We start from the raw sequence: 24797 nt of genomic DNA, 5'->3' as shown, positions 1-24797 counted from the left end.
TTAATTTTAAGGTGGTTTTAGTTTAAATTTTAACTATTTAACTTGCCAGTCAATAACGCTATCGGCTTTAATTGGTACAACTTCTGAGTCGCCTAGCGAATAGCTAGACGGCACTGTCCAAGGCGCTTTTTCTAAAGTAATAGTGTCTGTATTACGCTCAAGGCCATAAAAATCTGGGCCGAAGTGACTTGCAAAGCCCTCTAACTTATCAAGCGCTCCCGCTTCTTCAAAAGCTTCAGCATAAAGTTCAATAGCAGCATGTGCGGTATAAGCACCAGCACAACCACATGCCGCTTCTTTTTTATCTTTATAATGTGGGGCTGAATCCGTGCCTAAAAAGAATTTTTTACTACCACTTGTAGCTGCAGCCATTAGCGCTTGTTGATGAATGTTACGCTTTAGTATAGGTAGGCAGTAATAATGTGGGCGAATGCCCCCAGCTAACATGTGATTACGGTTGTATAATAAATGATGCGCAGTAATTGTAGCTGCTACATTATCCGAGGCATTTTCAACAAACTCTACTGCATCTTTAGTGGTTATGTGTTCAAGAACAATTTTCAGCTCAGGAAAGTCTGCAACAACGTCGCCTAAAATAGTGTCTAAAAACACTTTTTCACGATCGAATATGTCAATAGATGAATCAGTAACCTCACCATGGACGAGTAAAAGCATGCCAAATTCTTGCATTGCTTTTAATACCGGGTAAATATTTTTTACTGAAGTTACGCCAGAATCTGAGTTAGTTGTTGCACCTGCTGGGTAGAGTTTAGCTGCAAAAATTTTACCTGTCGCTTTTGCCTTTTTTATTTCATCCGGCGTCGTTTTATCAGTAAGGTAAAGCACCATTAAAGGTTCAAACTGGCCTTGAGGTTTAGCAGCCATAATTCGCTCTCGGTACGACAATGCAGTTTCTGTACACGTAGCTGGCGGAACTAAATTTGGCATAATAATCGCGCGGCCCATATATCGGCTAATATCACGCACCGTATCTTTTAACTGATCCCCATCGCGTAAATGCACATGCCAATCATCGGGTCTAGTAATCGTTAAAGTTGTTATTTTGCTCGTCATCGTAAAGTCCTAATGCTTAAGTTAACTGATCATAGGCATATGGTGTTTTCGAGTAAAGGGCTTATTAAAAATAATCCTTAGATACTAAATATAAAGTAAGCTTTACACTTTATAATTATCATTTAACGTTTTATTTTGTAGAAAAGTTAATATTAGGTTAACGTATGTACCTTTAATAATAATTATAAGGCCTTCCATAGCTGCCTATGTCGAACAATATCGATACCTCTAAAGCGCTCGAAACTAAAACAGACCAATTGAGTATAATCAATCAGTTTTCATCAAGCTTATTGCAACTGAATACGTTAGAAGAGCTTTTTAGTTATGTCACGACGCAGGTCGTTAATCGGCTTGGATTTGTCGATTGCGTTATTTACTTAGCAGATGACAACCAGTCTTTGCTAAATCAAGTGGCTTCTATGGGTATTAAAAACGGACATATTAGTTACCAATCTGAGCGCAAAATTATCCGCTTTAGTGAGGGAATAACTGGCTATGCAGCATCCACAGGGCAAGCATTAATAATTGGCGATGTAAATAAAGACAGCCGTTACATAGCTGATGAGCGTCCAGCTCAATCAGAAATATGCGTACCCTTAATATATAAAGATCGTGTTTTAGGAGTTATCGATTGTGAGCACCCAATAAAAAATTACTTTACTAGTTCACATTTAGAAATATTAACCACAGTCGCTCACTTACTCAGTGCAAAAATAAATCAGGTCAATACGGTTAATAGCTTGCAAGATACTGTAATGCAGCTCAACAATGCACAAAAATTAGAAAGTAGCCTACTGCAAATAGCTAACTTAACCTACAAAGCACAAAATTTAGATACCTTTTTTCAATCCTTACACGTAATCATTGACAGCTTATTGACAGCGAGTAACTTTTTTATTGCGCTATACGACAAAAAAGAAGACGTACTCGACTTTGTTTATACCGTTGAAGGCGGTGTACAAACAAATACCCATAAAATAATATCCAAAGATCAACTAAAAGAAACAGCCTCTTATTATTTGCTGATTAATGAACGACCATTACTACTTAATAAACAGCAATACCTTGAACATATTACACGAGGGCATTTTAAGTTAGTAGGTGAACAAGCGGATTCATGGCTAGGGGTTCCCTTTAAAGTTAATGAGCGTATGAGTGGCGTTATTGTCGTACAAAGTTATGACGAACAACATTACTACAATGAGCATGATAGCTCGTTGCTAACCTATGTAAGTCGACAAATAAGCATGGTTATAGATAGGCATTTAGCCCGCCAAGAACTGGAGCACAAAGCGCTGCACGATGAACTAACTGGCTTGGCAAATCGTTCTCTACTCATAGAAAGAATGAAGCATGCGATTTTACGCCTAAATCGCGCTAAAAAAGGGACTTTTCATGCCCTGCTCTATCTTGATTTTGACCGCTTTAAAAGTATTAATGATTCGTTAGGTCACGAAGTAGGCGATCATTTTTTAATTGCTATATGTAAGCTTATTACTCAAACCGTGCGCAATACAGATACCTTTTCTCGCTTAGGTGGCGATGAATTTGCTATTTTTATGGAAAATCTAAGTCATCGTGACCAAGTAAACGATGCCCTGACTCGTATTAAAACCGCACTGTCGGAACCCGTCAATATTGATGGCCATTTACTTCAGCCCTCTACCAGCATTGGCGTAGCATTTAGTGACAATGTAGACGACGAAGCATTTGTATTATTACAACAATCAGATGCCGCTATGTATGAAGCAAAATCATCAGGGCGTGGCCAAGTTAAATTTTTTAATAATGTGATGCGCAATAAGCTAAAAATGCATGCAGATCTTGAAAACGATTTACAACACGGTATTGAGCATAATGAATTTGAACTGTATTTTCAGCCTATTTTTACTATTAACAGTGGCGAGGTTATAGGATTTGAAGCTCTCGTACGTTGGCATCACCCAAAAAAAGGGTTTGTATCACCTAACAACTTTATTCCGATTGCAGAGAAGACTGGGCAAATTATTAATTTAGATTTGCATTTACTTGACCTCGCAGCGCAACATATTGCTTTATGGCAACAGCAAGGTCATCGCTTTTTACGTGTCACGGTTAATGTATCGTCTCGGCATTTTGCCAGCTTAGAGTTTGTAGAACAGCTTCATGCTATTTATAAAAAACACCAACTGCCTTTAGGTTCATTGTGCCTGGAAATAACAGAGTCGGGCTTAATTGAAAATTTAGAATTAGCGACACAAATTATACAAGGGTTATCGCCATTAAAAGTATTACTTTGCTTAGACGATTTTGGCACTGGCTACTCTGCTCTAGGCTACTTGCACCAACTGCCAATTCATGTAATGAAAATTGATAAAAGCTTTATTGATAACTTAAAAATCACTGCTAACCCATTAATAGATGCTATCTTAACCTTGGCTATTTCTTTAGATCTTATTGTTATTGCAGAAGGAATAGAAACCGCTGAGCAACTTACTATTTTACAAAAAACCCAATGTGATTATGGGCAAGGCTTTTTAAAATCAAAACCTGTTACAGCAACAGAGGCCATAGCATTAATCCACAGCCCTCTTTAATGGCTAGGCACAGCTGGAATTTACAACCAAGTATTTAGGATTAAACTAACCACTGTGCTTACTCGCTTTAATACTATTAATAATTTAACCTCGTTTGTAAGAACATACCAATTAAACCTTGATGCTAACCTCAACAGCATGTTTTACAACAACACATTAATCGCTAAACATGCATAACTTACTCCATAACCAAATTCACACTGCTTTATTTTAATTTCAGCTTAACTATTTAAACCCGATTTAACATGAACTAAATTCAACAATAAACAAATAACAAAACAATATTTGACTATACAAAGTTAATAAATTTAATGTTTACCGTAAAAAACATGCCAAATTTAATTTTTATAGCCATCCAGACGTTGAAACGTTTTTTGCAAAGGCGTAGTATGTAGTTAATCTAAGCAATACTCACCATACCCATGAGATTTATTAAAGATGATTGACATTAAACACCTAAAAACTATAGCGACCCTTAAAGAAACGGGATCGTTAGTTAATACAGCCCGCGAGCTATTTTTAACTCAGTCAGCTTTATCACATCAAATCAAGGACTTAGAAAATAAATTAGACTGTCAGTTGTTCGAGCGAAAAACTCAACCCGTCCGATTTACACCTCAAGGTATGTTGTTACTTGAATTGGCACACGACATATTACCTAAATTAGAAGCAACTAAATGCCGATTAAAAGAAAGTTTAAATCAGCCAATATCACAGTTGCGTCTAAGCGTAGAATGTCATGCCTGTTTTCATTGGTTGTTGCCTACTATTAAAGAGTTTAATAATTTTTGGCCTGACATAAAGATTGATTACGAGCGTGGTTTTAGCTATGACGCTATTCCAGATTTACTCGATGATGAATTGGACTTAGTGCTTACATCGGATGTTCGCGACCCAGACAAACTAGAATACGCCCACCTGTTTGACTTTAAACTTAAGCTTATTGTGGCACCGGATCATGACTTAGCTAAAAAAGCCTATGTAACTGCGCTTGATTTAAAAAACGAAACCATTATCTCTTACCCTATCCCGCGTGAGCGCCAAGATATATTTAAGCATTTCATTCAAAATGCACGTTTTGACGGCACACTAAAAACAGTTGATCAGGGTCTACTTATATTTCAGTTAGTCAGCGCTGGAATGGGGGTTGCGGCCTTACCCGATTGGCTGGTTACCCCGTATGAAAGCCAAGGGCTAATTAAATCAATTCCACTTGGCGCACTTGGTTTAACCCGTCCTATGTATTTAGCGATGAAAAAAGAGATGAAAGACAATCCTGTTTACCGTCATTTTTTAAACACCTGTAAATTAAATAACGGTCGATAAATCCAAAACTTATGAGTAACATGCTGGTAAATATATTCAACGGTGTTACTCATTATGTTTGAACTTAAAAAAATACTGGGCGGCTTACTTATGCCGTTACCATTACTGGGCTTGCTTAGTCTAATACTACTTATTTTTGCACTCAAACAACGAAAGCTTGTTATTACCTTATCTTTTTTGAGTCTCACGACCTTATTACTTGCCAGCACGCCCTGGGTTGCCAACTTATTGATTAAACATAATCAACCTACTTCATTGGCTTTTAATTTCCTTAAGCACCCCAAAATAGACAAAATTGTGGTGCTTGGCTGTGATATAAACCCTAACCCGGCACTCAGCGCTAACAGTCAGCTAGGAAATTGTGCATTAACACGTTTAGTGGAAGGCATTAGGCTCGCAAATATATATCCGCAAGCTCAGTTAATTATATCGGGTGGGGGTTATGAAAAAATCACCAACAGTGCACTCATGTATAAAACGGCAATTAGCTTGGGTATTAATAAAAATCGTATTGTACAAAATCCAAACGCAATGGACACAGCGCAAGAAGCTGCATTTTTAGCCTCAAAACTTGTCGACTATAATACCGCTTTAGTTACCTCTGTAAGTCATATGCCCAGAGCAATAAATTTATTCAATGCACAAGGTGTCGCAGCAATCCCTGCAGCAACTGACTACCACAACTTTGCCGCTTACTCGTGGTACAAGCAACTCATACCCAACGCAAAAGCATTATTAGTGGTAACTCAATTTGCCCATGAAGTTGTAGGTGATGCATGGATAAAAATACGTCGTACAATAAATCCTGAAGCTCTTTGATTTATTAAATCTTTATTTAGCTAAATATATTATCCCCCGTGAAAAACTGCGGCAATTAGTTTATTAACAGGGGGTATTAAAAAATAAAAAACACTATCAGCTATAAACAAGCCTATATTTGTTATTGTTGATGAGTTTTAACCTCTGCAGCTTGGTTCCAAAGACGATACAGTGTAAGCAAGAATACACAAAGAAATAATAAACTGAGGGCTGTTAAGTTCTCAACCCCTAAAGAATCAAAGGTAGCGCCAAAAGTGAAGCCTCCACCAACTAAAACAACGACCCAAGCCAGTGCAGAGCATGCATTTAATAGGCTAAAACGGCGCCAACTAATCGAGGTGAGCCCAATCGGGAGAGCACCAATAGTACGAAGCCCTTTTGGATACCGATATAAAAAAATGTAGGCAGTGCCATAACGATTTGCAAGCTCAGAGGCTGTTTTAAATAACCGACCTAGTCGGTTTGGCTTTTCAATCCATGTAGTGCCATATGTTCTTGCGAGAGCAAATCGTAATTCATCCCCTAAATATCCGCCCATAAAAGCTGCCAGAGCAACATAGCCAACATCAAGTGCACCGGTATGTGCAGCATAGCCTGCAAATAAAGGTAACCACCCACTTTTTAAAGCACAATAACCAAAAAGTAACAGATAAACCAACAACCCATATTGCTGTATTAAAGCTAACATGCCTTCCATTTTATACCTTTACGTTGAATTGCCTGGCGGCGAGAAAATAACATTTTAATTTAAACGGGATAATTGCAGCGAAAGATCTGTTATGTACCAATGGAATAGAAGCTTCCTGTGGCTTGATAAAGTAGTTAGTTATTTTGAAGATTTTAAATAACCTACTCAGGATAAATGATGAGTAGGTTACATTAATGACATTGCTTTTACGGCAAGCGTTTACACAGGGTTATCTATATCAATAAATGTTACGTCAAAACCATATTGCTCTGCGAGAAGCTCTCCCAGCGCTTTAATACCGTATCGCTCGGTGGCATGGTGGCCTGCAGCGAAAAAGTCGATATTTTGCTCGCGAGAACTATGTATAGTTTGTTCTGATGCTTCACCGGTTAAGTACGCATCTAGCCCCTGCTCGGCTGCTAAATCTATATAGCCTTGCCCACCACCGGTACATAAGGCAATGGTTTCAATTTTACCAGTGCGCACTAAGCTCGTTAATGGCGCTCGATTAAGCACTTGGTTGATTTTGTCAGCAAATTCACTGCCCGTTAACGGTGTTTTTAAACGCCCTTTCATGGCTACACTGTTGTTGACGGGCTCAAGGCCTGCTTCAATTTCAATATCGAGCAATTGCGCCAGCTGTGCGTTATTACCCATTTCAGGGTGAATATCTAACGGCAAATGATAGGCAAATAAGTTAATGTCGTTGGCGAGTAACGCAGCCACGCGGCGTTTCTTCATGCCAGTGATCGGTTGCGACTCACCTTTCCAAAAATAGCCATGATGTACTAAAATTGCGTCGGCATTTTTTTCAATCGCGGCGTCAATAAGCGCTTGGCTTGCCGTTACGCCTGTGACGATGGTGCGTATTTCGTTTTTACCTTCCACTTGAAGTCCGTTTGGACAAAAATCCTTAATAGTGTCTGGTTTTAACAGATTGTTTAATAGTTGATTAAATTCTCTACGTTGCATATAACTCACCTTACTTTGCACTGAATTTTGTGCAAATTTTGGCGGTTATGGGGTAAAAATGAAAGGAAAATCGCAAAAAATTGAAAAACAGTTCTAAAATAGGTATAAATACCTCTTCTTTATCTGTGTAAACAACGTATAGGGTCTCTGATGAGCAAACTAGACAAAACAGAAGTGTTATCTGCCTTTGAAGCTGCATATGAAGCTGCCAACGGTAAAAAACCTGAAATAACAACTAAACCTGGCTGGTACAGCATTGATGGCGGCAAGAATATGCGCCTAGCTGATGTAGCAGAGCTAACTGAAGAATTAAGCTCTGGTAAGTCTACAAAAAAAGCTGCAGTAAAAGCACCTGCTAAAAAAACTAAAAAAGCTGCTCCTGTAAAAGCACAGAAAAAAGCGCCTTTCACCGTAATCACTGAGAACGAAGAAGGTTACACAGCAGAAGAGCTTTGGATAGTAGAGCTTGCTCGTAAAGATCACGACTGTCGCCTACCGCGCGGTGTAGTGTAATTTACTGAGTGCTCAGTTTAAAAGAAACCGCGTTAAGCGGTTTTTTTATGTCTTATAACTTAACTTAGTTAACCACAAAATAATAAGGCAAATACAGCATAAAAAAAGCGGCTAAATAGCCGCTTATTAACTAAAAAATAGCTGCATTATTCAAAAAATAATGGTTCACGCTGTTTTTTGCCTACTTCGTTCATGGTGGCTGCGTCGAACAAACGGCCGTTGATCATGGTGTAATCAATTTTGTCTGAATCACGAATGTTTTTCAGTGGGTCGCCATCAATAACCATTAAATCTGCCAGTTTACCGACCTCTAATGAACCCACATTTTTATCTAGGCCTAAATATTTTGCCGGATCGAGTGTAGATGCTCTAATTGCTTCCAGTGGCGTCATGCCGCCTTGGGCAAACATCCACATTTCCCAATGCGCACCTAACCCCTCACGTTGACCATGCGCCCCCAAATTAACAAGTAAACCTAAATCTTGTAACTCAGCCGCTACGCGAGCATTGTTAAAGTGATTATAGTGATGATCGGGTGCTTTAACTCGGCGCATTGAGCGCGGTAATAATTGGTTTTTAGGCACAAATTTACTTAAACGTGGATGATTCCATACGTCCGTTTTATCATACCAGTAGTTTTCACCCCAAATACCGCCATAGGCAACTACCAATGTAGGTGTGTAACCTACATCACTTTGTGACCATAGCTGCTTAATATCGTCATAAATATGTTCAACAGGAATTGAATGCTCAATGCCTGTATGGCCATCGACTACCATACTCAAGTTATGTTGTAATAATGACCCCCCTTCAGGGACTACCATCATTTCAAGCATTCGCCCTGCTTCTATAACTTGCTGACGCTGCTCTCTGCGCGGTTGGTTATAAGATTTAACACTAAACGCACCCACTTTTTTAAGGCGCTCTAAATGAAATTTAGCATCATCTAATGAATCAATATGCGAGGTATACCCAGGCATATTCGCGCCGTATAAAATAGTACCGGTAGAGAAAATACGCGGACCAACGATCATCCCCGCTTTTTGCATTTCACTCGCGGTAAATATTTCAGTGGTGTCGTTTGATGGGTCGTGAATAGTAGTAACACCCAGCGCAAGACCTGCTAAGTTTTTCCAGTTCTGCTGCGGGATAATTTCATCACTGGCTTGTGAGCCATGAGCATGGGCATCTACAATGCCAGGCATAATTGTTTTACCTGTTACATCAATGACCTTTGCCCCCTTAGGAATGCTCACACCAGCAGCAGTACCAATAGCTTTGATATGTTTGCCATCGGTAACAATAACGCCATTTTCAATGACCTTTTCACCCTCCATGGTAATAATTTTAGCGCCAGTTAATGCAATCATGCCCTGCGGTTCAGCCATTTTTTTACTAAAGCCTATGTTAGTACCGCTTTTTACTTTAACGTCTTTATCATCCGCTTTATTAATAGCAAACATACCCTCTAAACTGGCATGGTAAAGCTCAGGCCCCAGTGTCCAATACAGTTTATTGCTGTTGGCACTCCAGCTAATGTTTTCACCGGCGCGTACAGATAGTTGCTCAATTGGAAATTGACTGTCTTTGGGCCCAATATTTATCGTTTTGCCGCGCTCTACAAATGGAGTAACAAATACTTTAAAGCGCTCAGCAAAAGCTAAATACTCACCATCAGGAGAGACTCTAAATTCAGTGGCGTGCTCTGACTCATACAGTTTACGTACTTTTTTACTTTCAAGCTCTACCACACTTAATGTCGGCTTAGGCCATGGGCTCATAATATAAACACGATCGTTGGCACTGCCAAACTGAGGTTGATAGCCACTTTTAGAAATGAGCTCACTTTTTCCGCCTTTAGCACTAACACTGTATACCCCAGGATGCAGTGACCACTTAGGGTTTAAAATGCTGCCGCCGCTGGCTTTACGATACACCACGGTTTTGCCATCTGGACTAAATGTTGGCTCTACGTATTTTCCCGGCTCTTGTGTAATAGTGTCGCCACGACCACTGCGTGCAGAGACGACACGCACGGTGCCTTGTTCGTTATCATCCCACGTGGTGTAGACAATGTTTTTGCCATCACGAGAATACTGCGGGAATAACTCATAATGATCGGTTTGCTTAGTTAAGCGCTTTATTTTTCCTGATTCTAAGTCGCGCTTGTAAATATAGCCCAATGCTTCAAAAAGTGCGGTTTCACCGTCAGGGCTAATTTGCACATTACGCAGCATTTTTACATCAAACTCATCAGTGTCGATATTTTGAGTAAAACGCACTGCTTTTTGAATTTTTTTCGTGGTGTCTACTTTAAATGCAATATCGCTAACTGATTTATCATCGACATTGAGTTTATGAAGGGTGCCACCAGCCCAAAATACCAGCTCTTCGTTATCTGGGGTCCACGCAATAGTAGGATATACGCCATGAATCGCCCACGTTTCTTGCATATCGCGCTCTAGCTTGTCGTATAGCTTAATATGCTCACCACTGGTTAAATCATATAAGTACAGGCTGGTTTGAAAGTCATCACGCTTTATGTACGCTAGTTTTTTACCATCTGGCGACGGAGTTGGTCTGATTGCCCCGCCCATGCCACTTATAATGGTTTCTATGTCGCCTGTTTCACGGTCATAACGCTTAATTTTATAAATACCGGCAACAGAGTCTTTTGAATAATGAAAAGTTTTACCCGGGGTTGCATCATGCGAAAAATAAACATACCGACCATCCGGTGAAAACATGGGTTCACCTAAATCTTTTTGATCGTTTTCACGTTTAGTCAGTTGCACCCCTTTACCGCCGGCTTTGTGATAAAGCCAGACCTCACCTGCGCCTAGCGAGCGACTGGCGGTAAAATGCTTACGTGCAACTAAATAATCGCCATCAGGGCTCCACGCAGGGCTATTGAGTAATCTAAATGTTTCGTCAGTGACGGCGGTTTGGTTTTCGCCGTTAACATCCATTATCCAAATATTGTCACCACCGCCTTGATCTGATGTAAAAGCAATGTGCTTGCCATCTGGGCTAAAGCGCGGCTGCATTTGCCATGCAATGTCTGAGGTTATTTTAGTCGCTTTACCACCACTCATTGGCATGGTGTAAATATCGCCAAGTAAATCAAATACTAAGGTTTCTCCGTCAGGACTTATATCGACATTCATCCATGTGCCTTGCTCTACACTAATAGATGCATCAACAAATTGCCCTTTAGGTGAATCAACTTGCCATTTTTTTTCATCTGTTTGCTCTGCGTGTGCGTGGCCTAATGCCAATGAAACCGATAACGCGAGTGCTGTTTGCAGCATTTTTTTCATGCTTATCTCACTTATTATTGTTGCTGTGTGTTGATCTATTACATGATTGCAACAAAAACGCCAGCAAGTTACCAGCGTAATAGGATGAAGTGCATAAAATCAGTGCCAAACAATAGGATCAAATTGATAAAAATCCACTAGCAAATGGTAAATTTCAGGGTCTTCACGGCGTAAATCGGCAGGTTTCTCTAAGAATGTTTCGGTGATCACCGCAAAAAACTCAGCCTCATTGGTGGCTCCATAGCTATGTATTACATGCGGCATACTATAAGCAGCATGTGTTTTTAACTGCGAAAACGCTCGACTAAATACTCGCCCCCATTGTTGGTATTTTGCCTGTGATGCAAGTAGTGGCGTGCCGGTGGTTTTACCGGTTTCTTGATCAAGTTGATGTGCAAATTCATGAAACACTAAGTTATGCCCATCACTGGGTAAGCGGTTGCCCTCAAGCACATCATGCCAGCTAAGCACCAATGTTCCCCCCGGCCACGATTCACCTTGCCTTACTGTATTATGAAAACTGACAAGGCCTGCGTTATCGCGGCTTGATTGGGGCGCGTAATACGCGCTGGGGTAGAGTAAAATTTCTTTTACGTTTTTATACAAAGGCCAAGGCTTGTTAAGCACCAGCAAGCAGGCATCGGCGGCAATAATGAGTTTCATTGCCTCCGTTAGTTGCAACCCATCGCAGCCAACAAAACGCTTTTCATTTAAAAACCACACAATATGGGATGCTAACTTGGCTCGCTCTGCATCGGTCATTTTGTTGTATATGGGCATAGCACGCAGTAACAACGTGTGTTGTTGCTCACTTAACAATAAATCACTGTATTTACGGTGCCACACGGCATTTTGAATATCAGGCCAGCGCCAAAACATTATAATAAATACAATTAAAACAAAAATTAATAGCGCATTTATCATTGGCTCACCCTAAGTCAAACCATTTAGCTTTAACGCTAAAACACCGCGTCCTCGATTATTTAAATAATATGGGTACTGAAGAGCTGTTTTTCAATCACACCACTTCAGTTCGATTTCGGCCATTGTTTTTAGCTTTATACAAAGCTTGGTCAGCATATGATAATAACCGATCGTAATCATCGACGTTATCTGAGTCAGAAACACCAAAGCTCACGGTTACGCTAAGCCCCTGGGCAATAGACGAAAAATCTTTATTTTCGATTTCTTTGCGTAATTGCTCACATAATTGCTGTGCTTGCACAGTATTCATGTCAGGAAATACAAATGTAAATTCTTCACCGCCCCAACGAGCCACTTCTTGCTCGCCTTTACAATGCGCTTTAAGAATATTGGCGACTTCGCATATAACCTGATCGCCAATCAAATGAGACCAGCCATCATTAATTCGTTTAAAGTGGTCAATATCCATAATAGCGATAGCAAGTGATTTATTACATGCTTTAAAGTCTGAAAAGTTATCCGCCAGCCAGCCATCAAATGCGCGGCGATTCGGTAAATCGGTAAGCTGATCGTGTGTGGCTTGATAGGCAAAGGCACTGGCTTGCTCTTGCAGTGCTTGCGTTTGCTTCACCACTCGGCTGGTTAATTCTTTTTCTACTTGTTTGTAGTGGTACAAGCGATAACGATATGCGCTGTATATAACAACAACAAAAATAAAAAATACTAATAACTTAAAGCTTGTTTTTTGCCAAAAGTGCGATTGAATTTCAAAGTTAACGACTTTGTGATTTTGTTGCCAATCAGTATTTGGATAGGCTGCACGTACAGCAAAAGAATACTTGCCCGCAGGTAAGTTAGTGTATTCAGCAGTCGCTATGTGTTGACGGTTGATCCATTCGTTATTAAAACCTTTCATTTTTGTTTGAAAGTTTAATCGCTGCGGCATAATAAAACTTAAGCCCGCATAATGGAACGACAGCCGTGTAACTCCAGGTGGCAAAACAAGTGTTTCACCATCAACAGGCAATAACATGGGTTTACCATCCACAGAAAAACTCTCAACAATGGTCGGTAACGGTATTTCAGTGGCTTCTTTTAACCGCGCGGGTTTAACCGTACTTACCCCTTTTGCAGTGGCAAACCAAATAGTACCATCTGAATGCGCTGTAGCCGAAGGCGTTGACCCCCCATTAGCTTGCGCACTGAGCATGCCATCGCCTTCATCATATAATTGAAAAGCTAACGACTGACTATTGTTTGTAGGTGAATCTAGTAGCTCATTAACCTGTTTATAATTAACTTCAATAATGCCACGGTTACTTGATAGCCAGAGTGAGTCTTTAAACGGCACAATTTGAAAAAGCTTATCGACCGGTAATCCTAGCTCTCGTCCTAAAATAGTCATATGCCCATTTGCATGCTGATAACGCAATAAACCTCTATCGGTCGCCATCCAAGTATATTTATCGTCAATATAAAAGCCAAACGCATATTGAGCCGAAAACGCTTTAGGGAACTGGATTGGTTGAAATTCCTCCGTATTGGTATTGTAAACCACCACGCCATTACCAGTTCCTATCCAAATGTTAGCGGCTTTATCCTCACTCAAAGCCAGAATAAAACCACTCGGCAACTCTTTCTCATTAGTAAATTGCACTAAACTGCCGTCGGTATTAACTCGTGTTAGTCCCATAGCCGAACCAATCCATAAACGATTTTTTGAATCAAAAAGTAACGAGCGCACTTCATTACTACCAAGGCCATTATCACGATTTAAATAAGGTATGAGTTCGTTATTAACCACTTTTAAAACACCCGAAGTGTATGTGCCTACCCAGACATCACCTTGGCTTTGTTCAAGTAAGCTCAATACTGAATAAGGAGAGCCTTGCTTAGTGCCTTTAATATGGGTAATTTTATTGTTTTGCAGCCGATCTAAGCCAGTGCTTCCCCCTATCCATAAACTGCCATCAGAATGTGACAGGACCGTGCGGACATAATCGCTAGACAAACCTCGCTTTTTGCCCCACGATGAAAACGGCGCTTCTCTTAACCTAAATACACCAGCATTGGTGCCTACCCAAATACTATTTTCTCTGTCTTGTAACAAAGAAAGAATACGGTTGGCGGGTAAACCATTTTTGCATCTAATTGCTCTAAACCATCGACGCTAAGCCTAAAAACACCTTTATTAATGGTGCCAAACCACAAATCACCATGGTTATCTTCTAATAAACTAGAAATCGACTCAGCACTAAGCTGTGGATGGGGTGACTCGAACACATTGCCATTTAATACTCGCGCACCTCTTTCACTACCAATAACAAGGCGTCCTTCACGGGTAATCAATAGAGTATATACAGGTGCATCTGGTAACCCTTGTTGTGGCGTCATCAAAGTGGGTTTGTAGTTGACTATTTTATACAGGCCATCACTGGTTGCAGCCCATATAACCCCCTTGGGGTCTTCAATGATTCGATACGCACTGACATTTTGTATTATTGGGATGTCTTGAGTGCTACTAGCTGAACGATAAAACACACCATCATTCTCAAGCGCTAGCCACAAGTTATCATTTTTACTTTTAAATATATGATTAACCATAGCTTGGGCAGGTGGTTGAGTGTCCCATTGGCGATGTTGATATAAACTAATACCGCCGCGCGCTCCGGCTATGAGTAAGCCGCCATCGGATGTGGGGGTAAGCGCACGTACGCCTGAGTCAGGCAAATCGGTAATTTCTGAGCGGGTAAATAGTTTAAATTCTTGACCGTTAAAGCGGGCAATCCCTTCCCAAGTACCTACCCATAAATAGCCATCTTGTGTTTGTGCAAGGCTATTAATGCTATTGTGAGGAAGGCCCGAACGGGTATTCCACGTTTCAAAAAAATAATCGCGCAACGGCAGGCGAGTCTGTTGCTGAGCATCAACAGTAAAAATCACCAACAAGAAGCATAAAATCACCAAGCGATTCATCAGATATTGCCTTTATAATTATAATTATTAATTTTTATATTTGGGTAAGTTTAGAGTGACAATTTAAGTTAAAAGCACTGCTGGCAAATAATAACATAAAATTTACAACTTTTTCATTAATTATTATTACTTAAATTATCAAATGTATACTGCAATTGCTTTATAAATTTAGCGACATGAAGCCCATCCAACAACGCATGATGAACATCAATGGAGAGTGGCATTTCGCCGGTATTAGGGTTGTATTGGCCGAACACAAATTTAGGAATGCCACAGCTTTGACCCTGGGTAAACGCATGCGAAAAGCTACTAAAGTTTAACCAAGGTAAAACAGAAACGTGAATTAAATCAGCTTGCCCTTCTGTTGCCGCAAAAGCATCAGAAAACAGCGGGTTTAATTTTGTGGTATCGCTAATAGCTTTCGCCTCACGGGAAAATTCATTTAACGACTCGTGTAATTTAAAATAACTAAAGCGAAACGACTCATCATCGGCAAGCTCGACTACACTTGCCCGCGTAGCACTTAAGTAACAAGGTTTTTGGTTAATAATGCGCAGCATCATCGGCTCATACTGATGACAGGCTTTTAATAAGCAATAAATATAACCATGAAAAAAAGCAATATTAGCTTGTTTACAGGCGGTATATAACTTTTTCGCATTCAGTTGTACGCACACATTAAAATAAGGCTGAGTGAACTGCTGAAATAACTCAAAGTGTTGCTTTCGAGGCCATTGCTCAAAATCAAGAGGGGTAATAGAAAAATCAGTAGAGGACATAAAATATAGATAAAGTGTAAAACTAAATTTTACCGTGCTTTATCTATATTCGCATTAACTAAAATGACGCTTTGGGTGTAGTTATACCAAAGTCTTACATAAGGTGTAAAAAAGGAGCGTATTTCGCTCCTATTTTAAACCGAGTGGAAACTTAAAGTCCGTTTTCAATAATTTCTTGTGCCAGTTCATCGGCAATTAAATGCGTTGATTTTTGCTCTTTTTCACTACGGGTAAAAATTTCACTAAGTGTATCGTAAATTCTTTCTACGTGTTTATTAGAAGCCTCTTTACTGTAACCCTCTGGTGCAGTTTCGTAATAAACGTTAATAATACCACCTGCATTTATTACATAATCAGGCGCATATAAAATACCTTTTTCACGTAAAATTTCACCATGGCGTGATTCAGCAAGTTGATTGTTTGCACAGCCTGCCACTATCGTTGCTTTTAAGCGTGGGATTGTTGTGTCATTAATAGTGGCACCTAATGCACAGGGTGCATAAACATCCACATCTAGGTCGTATATTTCATCAATACCAACTGCGGTTGCGCCAAAATCATTTGCTACACGATCTACTGCAGCTTGATTAATATCGGTAACAAATAACTCAGCACCAGCTTCAGACAAATGTTTACATAATCCATAAGCTACTGCACCTAAACCTTGCACAGCCACTTTAATACCAGAAAAGTCTTGAATACCGCGTTGATGGTTAAGCGCTGCTTTCATACCTAAAAACGTACCATAGGCTGTAAACGGCGAAGGGTTACCACTTTTTCCTTCAAGGCCTAGCACGTAATTTGTTTCTTTGTTCATTAACGCCACATCATCACAGGTAATGTTTACGTCTTCTGCTGAGTAGTAGCTACCATTTAGTCGCTCTAACTGGCGACCAAATGCGCGAAATAACTGCTCTGATTTGATTTCTTTGGCATTACCAATAATAACCGATTTACCACCACCAAATGGCAAGCGTGCTACGGCATTTTTATAGGTCATCCCTTTTGATAAACGCAGCACATCGTATACTGCATCCTCATCGTTGGCATAATCCCACATTCTACAACCGCCTACAGCTGGGCCTAAGTTTGTGTTATGTACCGCAATAATGGCCTTTAAACCAGACGCTTTGTCTGAACAAAAAACCACTTGTTCATGGTTATCAAATTCAACTTGATTAAATACAACCACTTTAAATACTCCGAAAATAATGGGCCCCTTTGGGCAAGCACGCTACAAATTGTCGAGACTTTATCACTTCAGTTAATGGTTCGCCACACTATGAGTAGATAAACCAAATAAAGCGCGTCAAAGTGAAAAATAAAATGACTTATCGTTAAAAGTAAGCATAAAAATTCCAAAAATAACCATTTGATTAAGTATAAAAGCTAAAAACACCATCGCAATTAAGGTTTACGCTTACGTGAACGTCATCTTGCAGTTATTTGTAAACTTAACCATACACCCTAAAAAAGTACACTACAGCTTAAAATACAGTGGCTTATACACTAATTGCCTACGCAGCATTAACTGGTCTGAGGTGTATAAGTCTTTGCAAAAGTAAAAGTAAATAAAAAAGCGAGCACACAGTGCTCGCTTATATGATTGCTTTTTAAGTAAAAATTTACTTCATTTTGCTGTCTAGCTCTTCAATTTTTGCTTTCCAAATAGCAGGGCCTTGGGTGTGAGCATTTGCTCCTTCACTGTCTACGGCAACTGTTACTGGCATATCTTCTACTTCAAATTCGTAGATAGCTTCCATACCTAAATCTTCAAAGGCAACAACACGTGCTTTTTTAATAGCTTTAGATACTAAGTATGCCGCACCGCCTACCGCCATCAAATACACTGACTGGTGCTTTTTAATAGACTCAACCGTTGCTGGGCCTCGTTCAGCTTTACCAATCATTCCCACGATGCCGGTTTTTTCTAACATCATGTCGGTAAATTTATCCATACGAGTTGCCGTTGTAGGACCCGCTGGACCTACTGCTTCATCGCCTACTGCATCCACAGGACCAACGTAGTAAATAAACTTGTTATCAAAATCGACACCTTCAGGTAAACCTTCCCCTGAGTTGATCATATCCTGAAGACGCTTATGAGCAGCATCTCGACCCGTTAAAATAGTACCTGAGAGTAAAACGGTTTCACCCATTTTCCATTCTTTAGTGTCTTCTTTAGTAAGAGTATCTAAATTAACACGGCGTGTGCCCTCACCCACTTCGAAAGTCACTTCTGGCCAATCTTCTAATTTAGGTGCTTTTAAATTCGCAGGGCCTGAACCATCAAGGGTAAAGTGAACGTGGCGCGTAGCAGCACAATTTGGGATCATAACCACTGGCTTTGAAGCCGCGTGAGTTGGCGCCGTTTTAATTTTAATATCAACAACCGTGGTTAAACCGCCAAGGCCTTGCGCACCAATACCTAACTTATTCGCACGTTCAAAGATTTCTAAACGCAGTTTTTCTTCTGTTGTTTCTGCGCCGCGCTCAATTAGTTCATGAATATCAACCGGATCCATTAATGACTCTTTGGCCATTACCGCTGCTTTTTCTGCAGTGCCACCAATACCTATACCTAGCATGCCAGGTGGACACCAACCCGCCCCCATTGTTGGTAGCGTTTTTTCTACCCACTCAGCCACATCGTCAGATGGGTTTAACATCACCATTTTACTTTTGTTTTCTGAGCCGCCGCCCTTAGCAGCGACCATCACTTCGACTTTATCGCCTGCAACTAAGTCAATGTGAACCACTGATGGCGTATTATCTTTAGTGTTTTTACGTGTTCCCGCAGGATCTGCAACAATCGATGCACGTAAAGGGTTATCTGGATTTAAGTACGCACGACGCGTTCCCTCATCAACCATTTGTTGTACTGTTAAGTCGGTTTTATCCCAATTAACATCCATCCCTACTTTTACGAAACAAGTGATGATCCCGGTATCTTGACACAGTGGGCGCTTACCTTCTGCCGACATACGCGAGTTAATTAAAATCTGCGCAATCGCATCTTTAGCGGCTTTACTTTGTTCTTTGTTATACGCTTTCTCTAGTGCTTGAACAAAATCAAGAGGATGGTAAAACGAGATGTATTGCAAGGCATCTTCAATGCTATCAATAAAGTCTTGCTGACGAATTGTACTCATAGTGGTTCCTTAAGTTGTTGTTACTCACGCAGCACGTAAGCGATATCAAACCCGTGACGGTGGTTCGAACTGTTTTCAACCACAGCGCTCACTAAACGCTGCCAAATAAATTTGACTTATGATACCCTCCCAGCCCGTTTGGAGCCAGTTCTTATAGGGGTAGTAAATGCTAAACAATAAAAAAATTGTGTTGAATTAGCCATATCACAAAATTGTATTGAGGTATTTTCGCATTTTGCTCATTTACCCTACGCTATTTTGCTAGATTCGGGTGATAGCGATCACATAAACAGTCGTTTTGACATGATTGCGATTGAACCTCAAAGCACCCTGGAAGTTAAAAATAATCAAACTGTTTTTAATAACCAAGCGAGTGCTAAAAGCTGCTTTGAAATAATGAATAATGAACTGGCAAAGTTAGACAGCACTAAAGCTGCCAACAACTTACCTTTTAATGGTGGCTGGCTGGGTTACTTTGGCTATGACTTAGGCCGTACTATAGAGCAACTACCAAGCAGCGCTTTAAACGACATAAATTTACCGCAAATGGCGGTTGGACTTTACCTCGATGCACTGATTTACGATAAACAACTGCGCACGTGGTTTTATGTTTCGCAGCCCAATGTAGACCGCCTTTGGCTGTATCAACATCATTTAGCGCAACCAACTAAACACGAAAGCTTTTCGCTTACATCACCGTGGCAGTCAAATATGAGTCAGACTAGCTATAGCGAAAAGTTTGCCGCGATTGAAGAATACCTAAAAAGTGGTGATTGCTATCAAATTAACTTAGCGCAGCGTTTTAGCGCACATTACCAAGGCTCGCCTTGGAGCGCCTATGTTAAATTAACTCAGGCTAATAAAGCGCCTTTTTCTAGTTTTATTAATCATCCCCAGGGCGCTATTTTGTCAATCTCACCCGAGCGTTTTATTGCAGTACACGACAATAAAGTAGAAACAAAACCCATTAAAGGGACTTTACCTCGCAAAGCAGATGCCCTTGAGGATGCTAAACAAGCCACATTATTGGCAAATTCGAGTAAAGACCGCGCCGAAAATGTCATGATAGTGGACCTGCTGCGAAATGATTTAGGAAAAGTCGCTAAACCGGGCTCGGTTATTGTGCCCTCATTATTTGCTATTGAAAGTTTTCCGGCGGTACACCATTTAGTGAGTACGGTCACCTCAACCCTTGATGAGGGTAAAACAGCGGTTGATCAACTGGAAGCTGCGTTTCCCGGTGGTTCAATTACAGGCGCACCAAAAGTCCGTGCCATGGAAATAATAGAAGAACTAGAGCCACATAGACGTAGCATTTATTGTGGCTCTATTGGTTACATTAGTGGCTGCGGCAATATGGATACCAGTATTACTATTCGAACTTTAGTCACACATCAACAACAAATATATTGTTGGGCTGGGGGTGGTATTGTTGCTGATTCAAAAGTCGAATTGGAATATCAAGAAACTTACGATAAAGTAAATAAAATACTTCCTATATTAAATGAAGGTCGCTTTGAATAGTGAAACCATTTCGGCTCGTTTTCAATTAAACCGCAGTTTAGCCGTGGATCAGCTCAAAGATAATAAAAAAAAGCGCGCAAGCGCAGTAATGCTGCCATTGATTGATATAGATAACGAAGCACACATTTTATTGTGTAAGCGACCAACCTATTTACATCATCACTCAGGAGAAATTTGCTTACCAGGTGGTAAATTTGAAATTAATGATATTAACTTGCGCACCACAGCGCTACGTGAATTACATGAGGAGCTAAACATTGCCCCGCATAATGTTCAAGTTTTAGGTCAGCTGCCGGAATACTCTACCCTGACTGGATTTACCATACGTCCTTTTGTGGGCTTGATTAAAAAAGAAACGGTATGGGAGAACGATCATAACGAAGTACAAGCCAGCTTTTTGCTCTCTATCGAAGCGTTAAGTAATGAAGCTAATTGGCAACCAATCCCCTTTGAACGTAATGGAAGAACCCTAACTTTAAATGGCTTCATCACTCCTCACGGACTTTTGTGGGGAGCAACGGCCAGTATTATTAAAAACTTTACAAAGCAACTCGCCATACCAGTTTAAATCTTTGCTAATAAGGGTTACACACCTGGATTTCCACGTTATTATAGTCGACCGTTCAAAGAACAGCTTAATGCTGAGAAAACTAAGTAGAGACACACATTATGATCAGTGCATTTGATATGTTTAGCATTGGTATTGGCCCTTCATCGTCACATACCGTTGGCCCAATGCGTGCATCACGCTTATTTGTTAATGACCTAAACGAGCAACAACTATTAGCAAATGTGACCGATGTAAAAGTAGAGCTTTACGGCTCACTGGGCCAAACAGGTGTTGGCCACGGTTCGGGAAAAGCAGTAATACTTGGCTTAGCCGGTTATGATCCTGAAACCATTGATGCCGATTTAGTGGATGACATACTCGCTAAAATTGAAAAAGAACAGGTTATTTACCTAAACCAAACTCATAAAGCTAAATTCCCTAAGCAGGGCGCTATTGTTTTTCATCGCAGAAAGACACTCCCTAAACATTCCAACGCAATGGAAATTATTGCCTATAACAATGGCGAAAAAGTATATAGCAAAGTTTACTACTCTATTGGTGGCGGGTTTATTGTTACGGATGAAGAGTTTGAAAAAGAAAAACAAGCCGCTTTAGATATCCGTGAAGAAAACCCAGCCCCGTTCCCGTTTGGCTCGGCTAAAGAATTACTCGAAATGTGTAAAGAGTCGGGTTACAGCGTATCAACGTTAATGATGAAAAACGAAAAAACGTTACGCAGTGAAGAAGCCATTAAAGATGAGCTATTTAATATTTGGCAAGTAATGAAAGCCTGTATTGAGCGAGGTATGCGCACCGAAGGTATTTTACCTGGCGGATTAAAAGTAAAACGCCGTGCGCCAAGCTTATATTTAAAGCTTAATGTAGAAGTCAGTAACGATCCGCTGCGCGCCATGGACTGGGTTGATTTATTCGCATTAGCTGTAAACGAAGAAAATGCAGCAGGCGGTCGTGTGGTTACTGCACCAACAAATGGTGCAGCTGGTATCCTACCAGCCGTATTAATGTACTATCATACTTTTATCAAAGAAGTTGATCGCGACATTGCTACTCGGTATTTATTAACCGCGGCCGCTATTGGTATTTTATACAAAAAAAATGCCTCTATCTCAGGTGCTGAAGTGGGTTGCCAAGGTGAAGTTGGTGTTGCCTGTTCAATGGCTGCTGGTGCGCTGACTGAAATTGTTGGTGGTAACGTGGTACACGTAGAAAATGCCGCTGAAATTGGTATGGAACATAACTTAGGGTTAACCTGTGACCCTGTTGGCGGCTTAGTGCAAGTCCCCTGTATTGAACGTAATGCAATGGGCGCTATTAAAGCAATTAATGCGTCGCGCCTTGCTATACGCGGTAGTGGTGAGCAAAAAGTATCGCTGGATAAAGTAATAAAAACCATGCTCGATACGGGTAACGATATGAAAACAAAATACAAAGAAACCGCTCGCGGTGGACTGGCCGTTAATATTATCGAGTGCTAATTAGATAGCATAAAAAAAGCCGCTTAGTTGTAAAACTAAGCGGCTTTTTCATTACTGTGTAGCTGTTATTTAACCGGTAATTCGATATCAGCAAATAATTTATCAACATCTTCTTGATTACGCAGCAAACTTGCTCGCTCTACTCGCTCTTTGGTTAAATGCGGTGCAAAACGTTCTATAAAATCATACATGTAGGTACGTAAAAAGCTGCCCTTTCTAAAACCAATTTTAGTCGTACTCGCTTCAAATAAATGGCTAGCATCAATGCACACTAAGTCGCTGTCGTTTACCTGATCAATTGCCATAGATGCAACCACACCGACACCTAGTCCCAAGCGCACATATGTTTTAATAACATCGGCGTCGGTGGCGGTAAATACAATATGTGGCTCAAGACCGTAGGCGTTAAATGCTTTATCAAGCTCAGAACGACCAGTAAAACCAAATACATAAGTGATTAAAGGATACTGCGCTATATCTGCCACTGTTAAGTTATCGACTTTTTTCGCAAGAGGATGATCTTTAGCAACCACAATACTACGATTCCAATGGTAACAAGGCAACATAACTAAATCTGAATATAAATGCAGTGCTTCGGTAGCAATGGCAAAATCTGCATCACCGCGGGCAGCTGCATCAGATATTTGTTGCGGCGTACCCTGGTGCATATGCAATGACACTGCTGGGTATTTTTGGGTAAAGCCTTTAATTACGCTTGGTAACGCATAACGTGCTTGCGTGTGCGTAGTCGCAATATTAAGTTTACCTTGATCGGGCAACGTATGCTCATTAGCCACCGCTTTAATACCCTCAACTTTTGAGAGTATTTCTCGCGATATATTAATGATTTCCTCGCCAGCACCTGTAACGTGAGTTAAATGTTTACCACTACGGCCAAAAATTTGTACACCTAGTTCATCTTCTAACATACGTACTTGCTTAGAAATACCAGGCTGGGAGGTAAATAAACTCTCAGCGGTAGCTGAAACGTTTAATTTATGATTTTGAACTTCTACGATATATCTAAGTTGTTGTAATTTCATGGCTATGTAGTTTCGTTATAATTCACATTGACAGATTAAAGCGCACCCTATAATTAATAGGTAACTAACTATATAAAAGGCTGATTAAAGTTACACAATATAACAATTAATTTATTGAAATTTCAGGTTAACACAATAAGTAAAGTTGAGGTAGCAATGATTATCAGTAAACCAAACATAACATATTAAGATTTAAACGCTTTATATTGGTACTTTTTTTAGTTAATCAGCGCAAAGTTTCCCACCTTTTATATATTTAATGTAAGATTAGTGGATAAGGTTAAGAATTTGAGAATTATAACATGATCGTTTCCATTATAATTGTACTAATTGTTGCGCTTATCGTCATCGCACTATGGGTTAGTGCTGTTCAACAACACAAAGAAAAACAAGAAGCTGAACGACGTAAAGAGCTAACAAAACAAAAAGTTATCATTGAAGAAACTGAAGAAGCACTGATGAATAGTGCCAACATCCCACTCTCAGAGGCAACTCAGCGAGTATTACAACGTCGTATTCATGATGCACTCAGTAATATGGTATCTATTTCAAGCGGTGGTAGCGGGCTTAAAAATCGCTTAAAAGAAGCGAAAGAGCGACTGCAAAACCCTATTCAAGACGGCTCTGAAGGCTTTGTATTACCAAGTAACGACAAACAACTGATATCGCTGATACAGGGTATTAAAAAGCTTCGTACTATTATTCGTTCTGAGCATAATAAAGGCAAAGTAGACAGCCAGGTATTTATTGCAGAAGATAAGCGCCTTGAAAAACTGCAGCTAAGAATAAACATTGAAAGCCAAATAAAACGTGGTATAGCAGCGCAAACAGCCGGGATGATAGGATCTGCTAGGCAATACTTTGAAAAAGCATCGGCGACGCTTAACAGTGTATCATTTACTGATGATTACATTACGGCAAAACGAGCTGAAGTTGAGGGTTACCTAGAAACAATAAGCAATGAACTAAAGGCATCCAATGCCACATCATTGAAGAAAAAGAATGAGCAAGAGCAAGATGATTTAGATGTGCTGTTTGCACCGAAAAAGAAATGGTAATTCGCTA

19 protein-coding genes are annotated in these 24797 nt (G+C 40.2%); 8 read left to right on the top strand and 11 right to left on the bottom strand.

Going from position 1 to position 24797, the window contains the following annotated elements; all coding sequences use genetic code 11:
• Window positions 1–33: 33 nt before the first annotated feature.
• Window positions 34–1074 (bottom strand): dihydroorotase, encoded by a 1041-nt coding sequence (pyrC, locus tag P20439_RS08705; protein ID WP_008466221.1) that lies wholly within the window; start codon window positions 1072–1074, stop codon window positions 34–36.
• Window positions 1075–1280: 206 nt separating this feature from the next.
• On the opposite strand from pyrC, the gene P20439_RS08700 reads away from it, so the two are divergent.
• From P20439_RS08700 to P20439_RS08690, 3 genes are all read left to right on the top strand, one after another.
• On the top strand, window positions 1281–3650 hold the full coding sequence (locus P20439_RS08700) for an EAL domain-containing protein (protein ID WP_008466218.1): 2370 nt from the start codon (window positions 1281–1283) through the stop codon (window positions 3648–3650).
• Between the two features lie 438 nt (window positions 3651–4088).
• Complete coding sequence (locus tag P20439_RS08695) at window positions 4089–4976, top strand: LysR family transcriptional regulator (RefSeq protein ID WP_008466215.1); 888 nt, start codon at window positions 4089–4091, stop codon at window positions 4974–4976.
• A gap of 54 nt (window positions 4977–5030) precedes the next feature.
• Window positions 5031–5795, top strand: a complete 765-nt coding sequence (locus P20439_RS08690; protein WP_008466213.1) for a YdcF family protein — start codon at window positions 5031–5033, stop codon at window positions 5793–5795.
• Window positions 5796–5916: 121 nt separating this feature from the next.
• On the opposite strand, the gene P20439_RS08685 is transcribed toward P20439_RS08690, so the two are convergent.
• Window positions 5917–6483, bottom strand: a complete 567-nt coding sequence (locus tag P20439_RS08685; protein ID WP_242376030.1) for a DedA family protein — start codon at window positions 6481–6483, stop codon at window positions 5917–5919.
• Between the two features lie 219 nt (window positions 6484–6702).
• Window positions 6703–7455, bottom strand: a complete 753-nt coding sequence (locus P20439_RS08680) for a Nif3-like dinuclear metal center hexameric protein (protein WP_008466209.1) — start codon at window positions 7453–7455, stop codon at window positions 6703–6705.
• Between the two features lie 150 nt (window positions 7456–7605).
• Here P20439_RS08680 and P20439_RS08675 point away from each other — a divergent pair, with 150 nt between their 5' ends.
• Window positions 7606–7968, top strand: a complete 363-nt coding sequence (locus P20439_RS08675) for a hypothetical protein (RefSeq protein ID WP_008466207.1) — start codon at window positions 7606–7608, stop codon at window positions 7966–7968.
• Between the two features lie 146 nt (window positions 7969–8114).
• Here the strand turns inward: P20439_RS08675 and P20439_RS08670 are convergent, their stop codons facing one another.
• The 7 genes from P20439_RS08670 to P20439_RS08645 form a co-directional block, all read right to left on the bottom strand.
• Window positions 8115–11288 (bottom strand): amidohydrolase family protein, encoded by a 3174-nt coding sequence (locus tag P20439_RS08670; protein WP_008466205.1) that lies wholly within the window; start codon window positions 11286–11288, stop codon window positions 8115–8117.
• Between the two features lie 99 nt (window positions 11289–11387).
• Window positions 11388–12212: a M90 family metallopeptidase gene (locus P20439_RS08665; protein WP_008466203.1), complete on the bottom strand. Its 825-nt coding sequence runs from the start codon at window positions 12210–12212 to the stop codon at window positions 11388–11390.
• Window positions 12213–12306: 94 nt separating this feature from the next.
• A complete protein-coding gene (locus tag P20439_RS08660) occupies window positions 12307–14322 on the bottom strand; it encodes a ligand-binding sensor domain-containing diguanylate cyclase (RefSeq protein WP_008466202.1) in 2016 nt (671 codons plus the stop codon).
• Window positions 14289–15188 (bottom strand): two-component regulator propeller domain-containing protein, encoded by a 900-nt coding sequence (locus tag P20439_RS18980; protein ID WP_008466200.1) that lies wholly within the window; start codon window positions 15186–15188, stop codon window positions 14289–14291. The genes P20439_RS08660 and P20439_RS18980 overlap by 34 nt, the downstream gene beginning before the upstream one ends.
• A gap of 116 nt (window positions 15189–15304) precedes the next feature.
• Window positions 15305–15967: a CatA-like O-acetyltransferase gene (locus P20439_RS08655; protein ID WP_008466199.1), complete on the bottom strand. Its 663-nt coding sequence runs from the start codon at window positions 15965–15967 to the stop codon at window positions 15305–15307.
• A 151-nt stretch (window positions 15968–16118) separates the two neighbouring features.
• The gene (locus P20439_RS08650) at window positions 16119–17159 is read right to left on the bottom strand and encodes a Glu/Leu/Phe/Val dehydrogenase (protein ID WP_008466197.1); all 1041 of its coding nucleotides are present in this window, start codon (window positions 17157–17159) and stop codon (window positions 16119–16121) included.
• Between the two features lie 433 nt (window positions 17160–17592).
• Window positions 17593–19119, bottom strand: coding sequence for a fumarate hydratase (locus tag P20439_RS08645; RefSeq protein ID WP_008112774.1), 1527 nt, complete (start codon window positions 19117–19119; stop codon window positions 17593–17595).
• A 201-nt stretch (window positions 19120–19320) separates the two neighbouring features.
• Here P20439_RS08645 and pabB point away from each other — a divergent pair, with 201 nt between their 5' ends.
• The 3 genes from pabB to P20439_RS08630 all read left to right on the top strand — a co-directional run bounded on the left by pabB (window position 19321) and on the right by P20439_RS08630 (window position 22689).
• Window positions 19321–20643: an aminodeoxychorismate synthase component I gene (pabB, locus tag P20439_RS08640; protein WP_083834479.1), complete on the top strand. Its 1323-nt coding sequence runs from the start codon at window positions 19321–19323 to the stop codon at window positions 20641–20643.
• On the top strand, window positions 20636–21211 hold the full coding sequence (locus P20439_RS08635; protein ID WP_008466192.1) for a CoA pyrophosphatase: 576 nt from the start codon (window positions 20636–20638) through the stop codon (window positions 21209–21211). Before pabB ends, P20439_RS08635 begins: the two co-directional genes overlap by 8 nt.
• Window positions 21212–21312: 101 nt before the next feature.
• The gene (locus tag P20439_RS08630; RefSeq protein ID WP_008112780.1) at window positions 21313–22689 is read left to right on the top strand and encodes an L-serine ammonia-lyase; all 1377 of its coding nucleotides are present in this window, start codon (window positions 21313–21315) and stop codon (window positions 22687–22689) included.
• A gap of 65 nt (window positions 22690–22754) precedes the next feature.
• Here the strand turns inward: P20439_RS08630 and cysB are convergent, their stop codons facing one another.
• On the bottom strand, window positions 22755–23732 hold the full coding sequence (gene cysB / locus P20439_RS08625) for an HTH-type transcriptional regulator CysB (RefSeq protein WP_008466190.1): 978 nt from the start codon (window positions 23730–23732) through the stop codon (window positions 22755–22757).
• A gap of 302 nt (window positions 23733–24034) precedes the next feature.
• Between cysB and P20439_RS08620 the strand changes: the two genes are divergently transcribed.
• Window positions 24035–24790 (top strand): hypothetical protein, encoded by a 756-nt coding sequence (locus P20439_RS08620; RefSeq protein WP_008466188.1) that lies wholly within the window; start codon window positions 24035–24037, stop codon window positions 24788–24790.
• Window positions 24791–24797: the final 7 nt, after the last annotated feature.

The organism is Pseudoalteromonas sp. BSi20439 (genome assembly GCF_000241165.1).
In the GTDB taxonomy this organism is placed as follows: Bacteria; Pseudomonadota; Gammaproteobacteria; order Enterobacterales; family Alteromonadaceae; genus Pseudoalteromonas.
This window is presented reverse-complemented; position numbering and strand designations above follow the sequence as displayed.

Coding starts and splice junctions, on each gene's coding strand:
- P20439_RS08680 (WP_008466209.1), bottom strand. CDS start 7,455: ATGCAACGTAGAGAATTTAATCAACTATTAAACAATCTGTTAAAACCA.
- P20439_RS08630 (WP_008112780.1), top strand. CDS start 21,313: ATGATCAGTGCATTTGATATGTTTAGCATTGGTATTGGCCCTTCATCG.
- P20439_RS08645 (WP_008112774.1), bottom strand. CDS start 19,119: ATGAGTACAATTCGTCAGCAAGACTTTATTGATAGCATTGAAGATGCC.
- pyrC (WP_008466221.1), bottom strand. CDS start 1,074: ATGACGAGCAAAATAACAACTTTAACGATTACTAGACCCGATGATTGG.
- P20439_RS08700 (WP_008466218.1), top strand. CDS start 1,281: ATGTCGAACAATATCGATACCTCTAAAGCGCTCGAAACTAAAACAGAC.
- P20439_RS08675 (WP_008466207.1), top strand. CDS start 7,606: ATGAGCAAACTAGACAAAACAGAAGTGTTATCTGCCTTTGAAGCTGCA.
- P20439_RS08620 (WP_008466188.1), top strand. CDS start 24,035: ATGATCGTTTCCATTATAATTGTACTAATTGTTGCGCTTATCGTCATC.
- P20439_RS08690 (WP_008466213.1), top strand. CDS start 5,031: ATGTTTGAACTTAAAAAAATACTGGGCGGCTTACTTATGCCGTTACCA.
- P20439_RS08655 (WP_008466199.1), bottom strand. CDS start 15,967: ATGTCCTCTACTGATTTTTCTATTACCCCTCTTGATTTTGAGCAATGG.
- P20439_RS08665 (WP_008466203.1), bottom strand. CDS start 12,212: ATGATAAATGCGCTATTAATTTTTGTTTTAATTGTATTTATTATAATG.
- P20439_RS18980 (WP_008466200.1), bottom strand. CDS start 15,188: ATGAATCGCTTGGTGATTTTATGCTTCTTGTTGGTGATTTTTACTGTT.
- P20439_RS08695 (WP_008466215.1), top strand. CDS start 4,089: ATGATTGACATTAAACACCTAAAAACTATAGCGACCCTTAAAGAAACG.
- P20439_RS08670 (WP_008466205.1), bottom strand. CDS start 11,288: ATGAAAAAAATGCTGCAAACAGCACTCGCGTTATCGGTTTCATTGGCA.
- P20439_RS08685 (WP_242376030.1), bottom strand. CDS start 6,483: ATGTTAGCTTTAATACAGCAATATGGGTTGTTGGTTTATCTGTTACTT.
- cysB (WP_008466190.1), bottom strand. CDS start 23,732: ATGAAATTACAACAACTTAGATATATCGTAGAAGTTCAAAATCATAAA.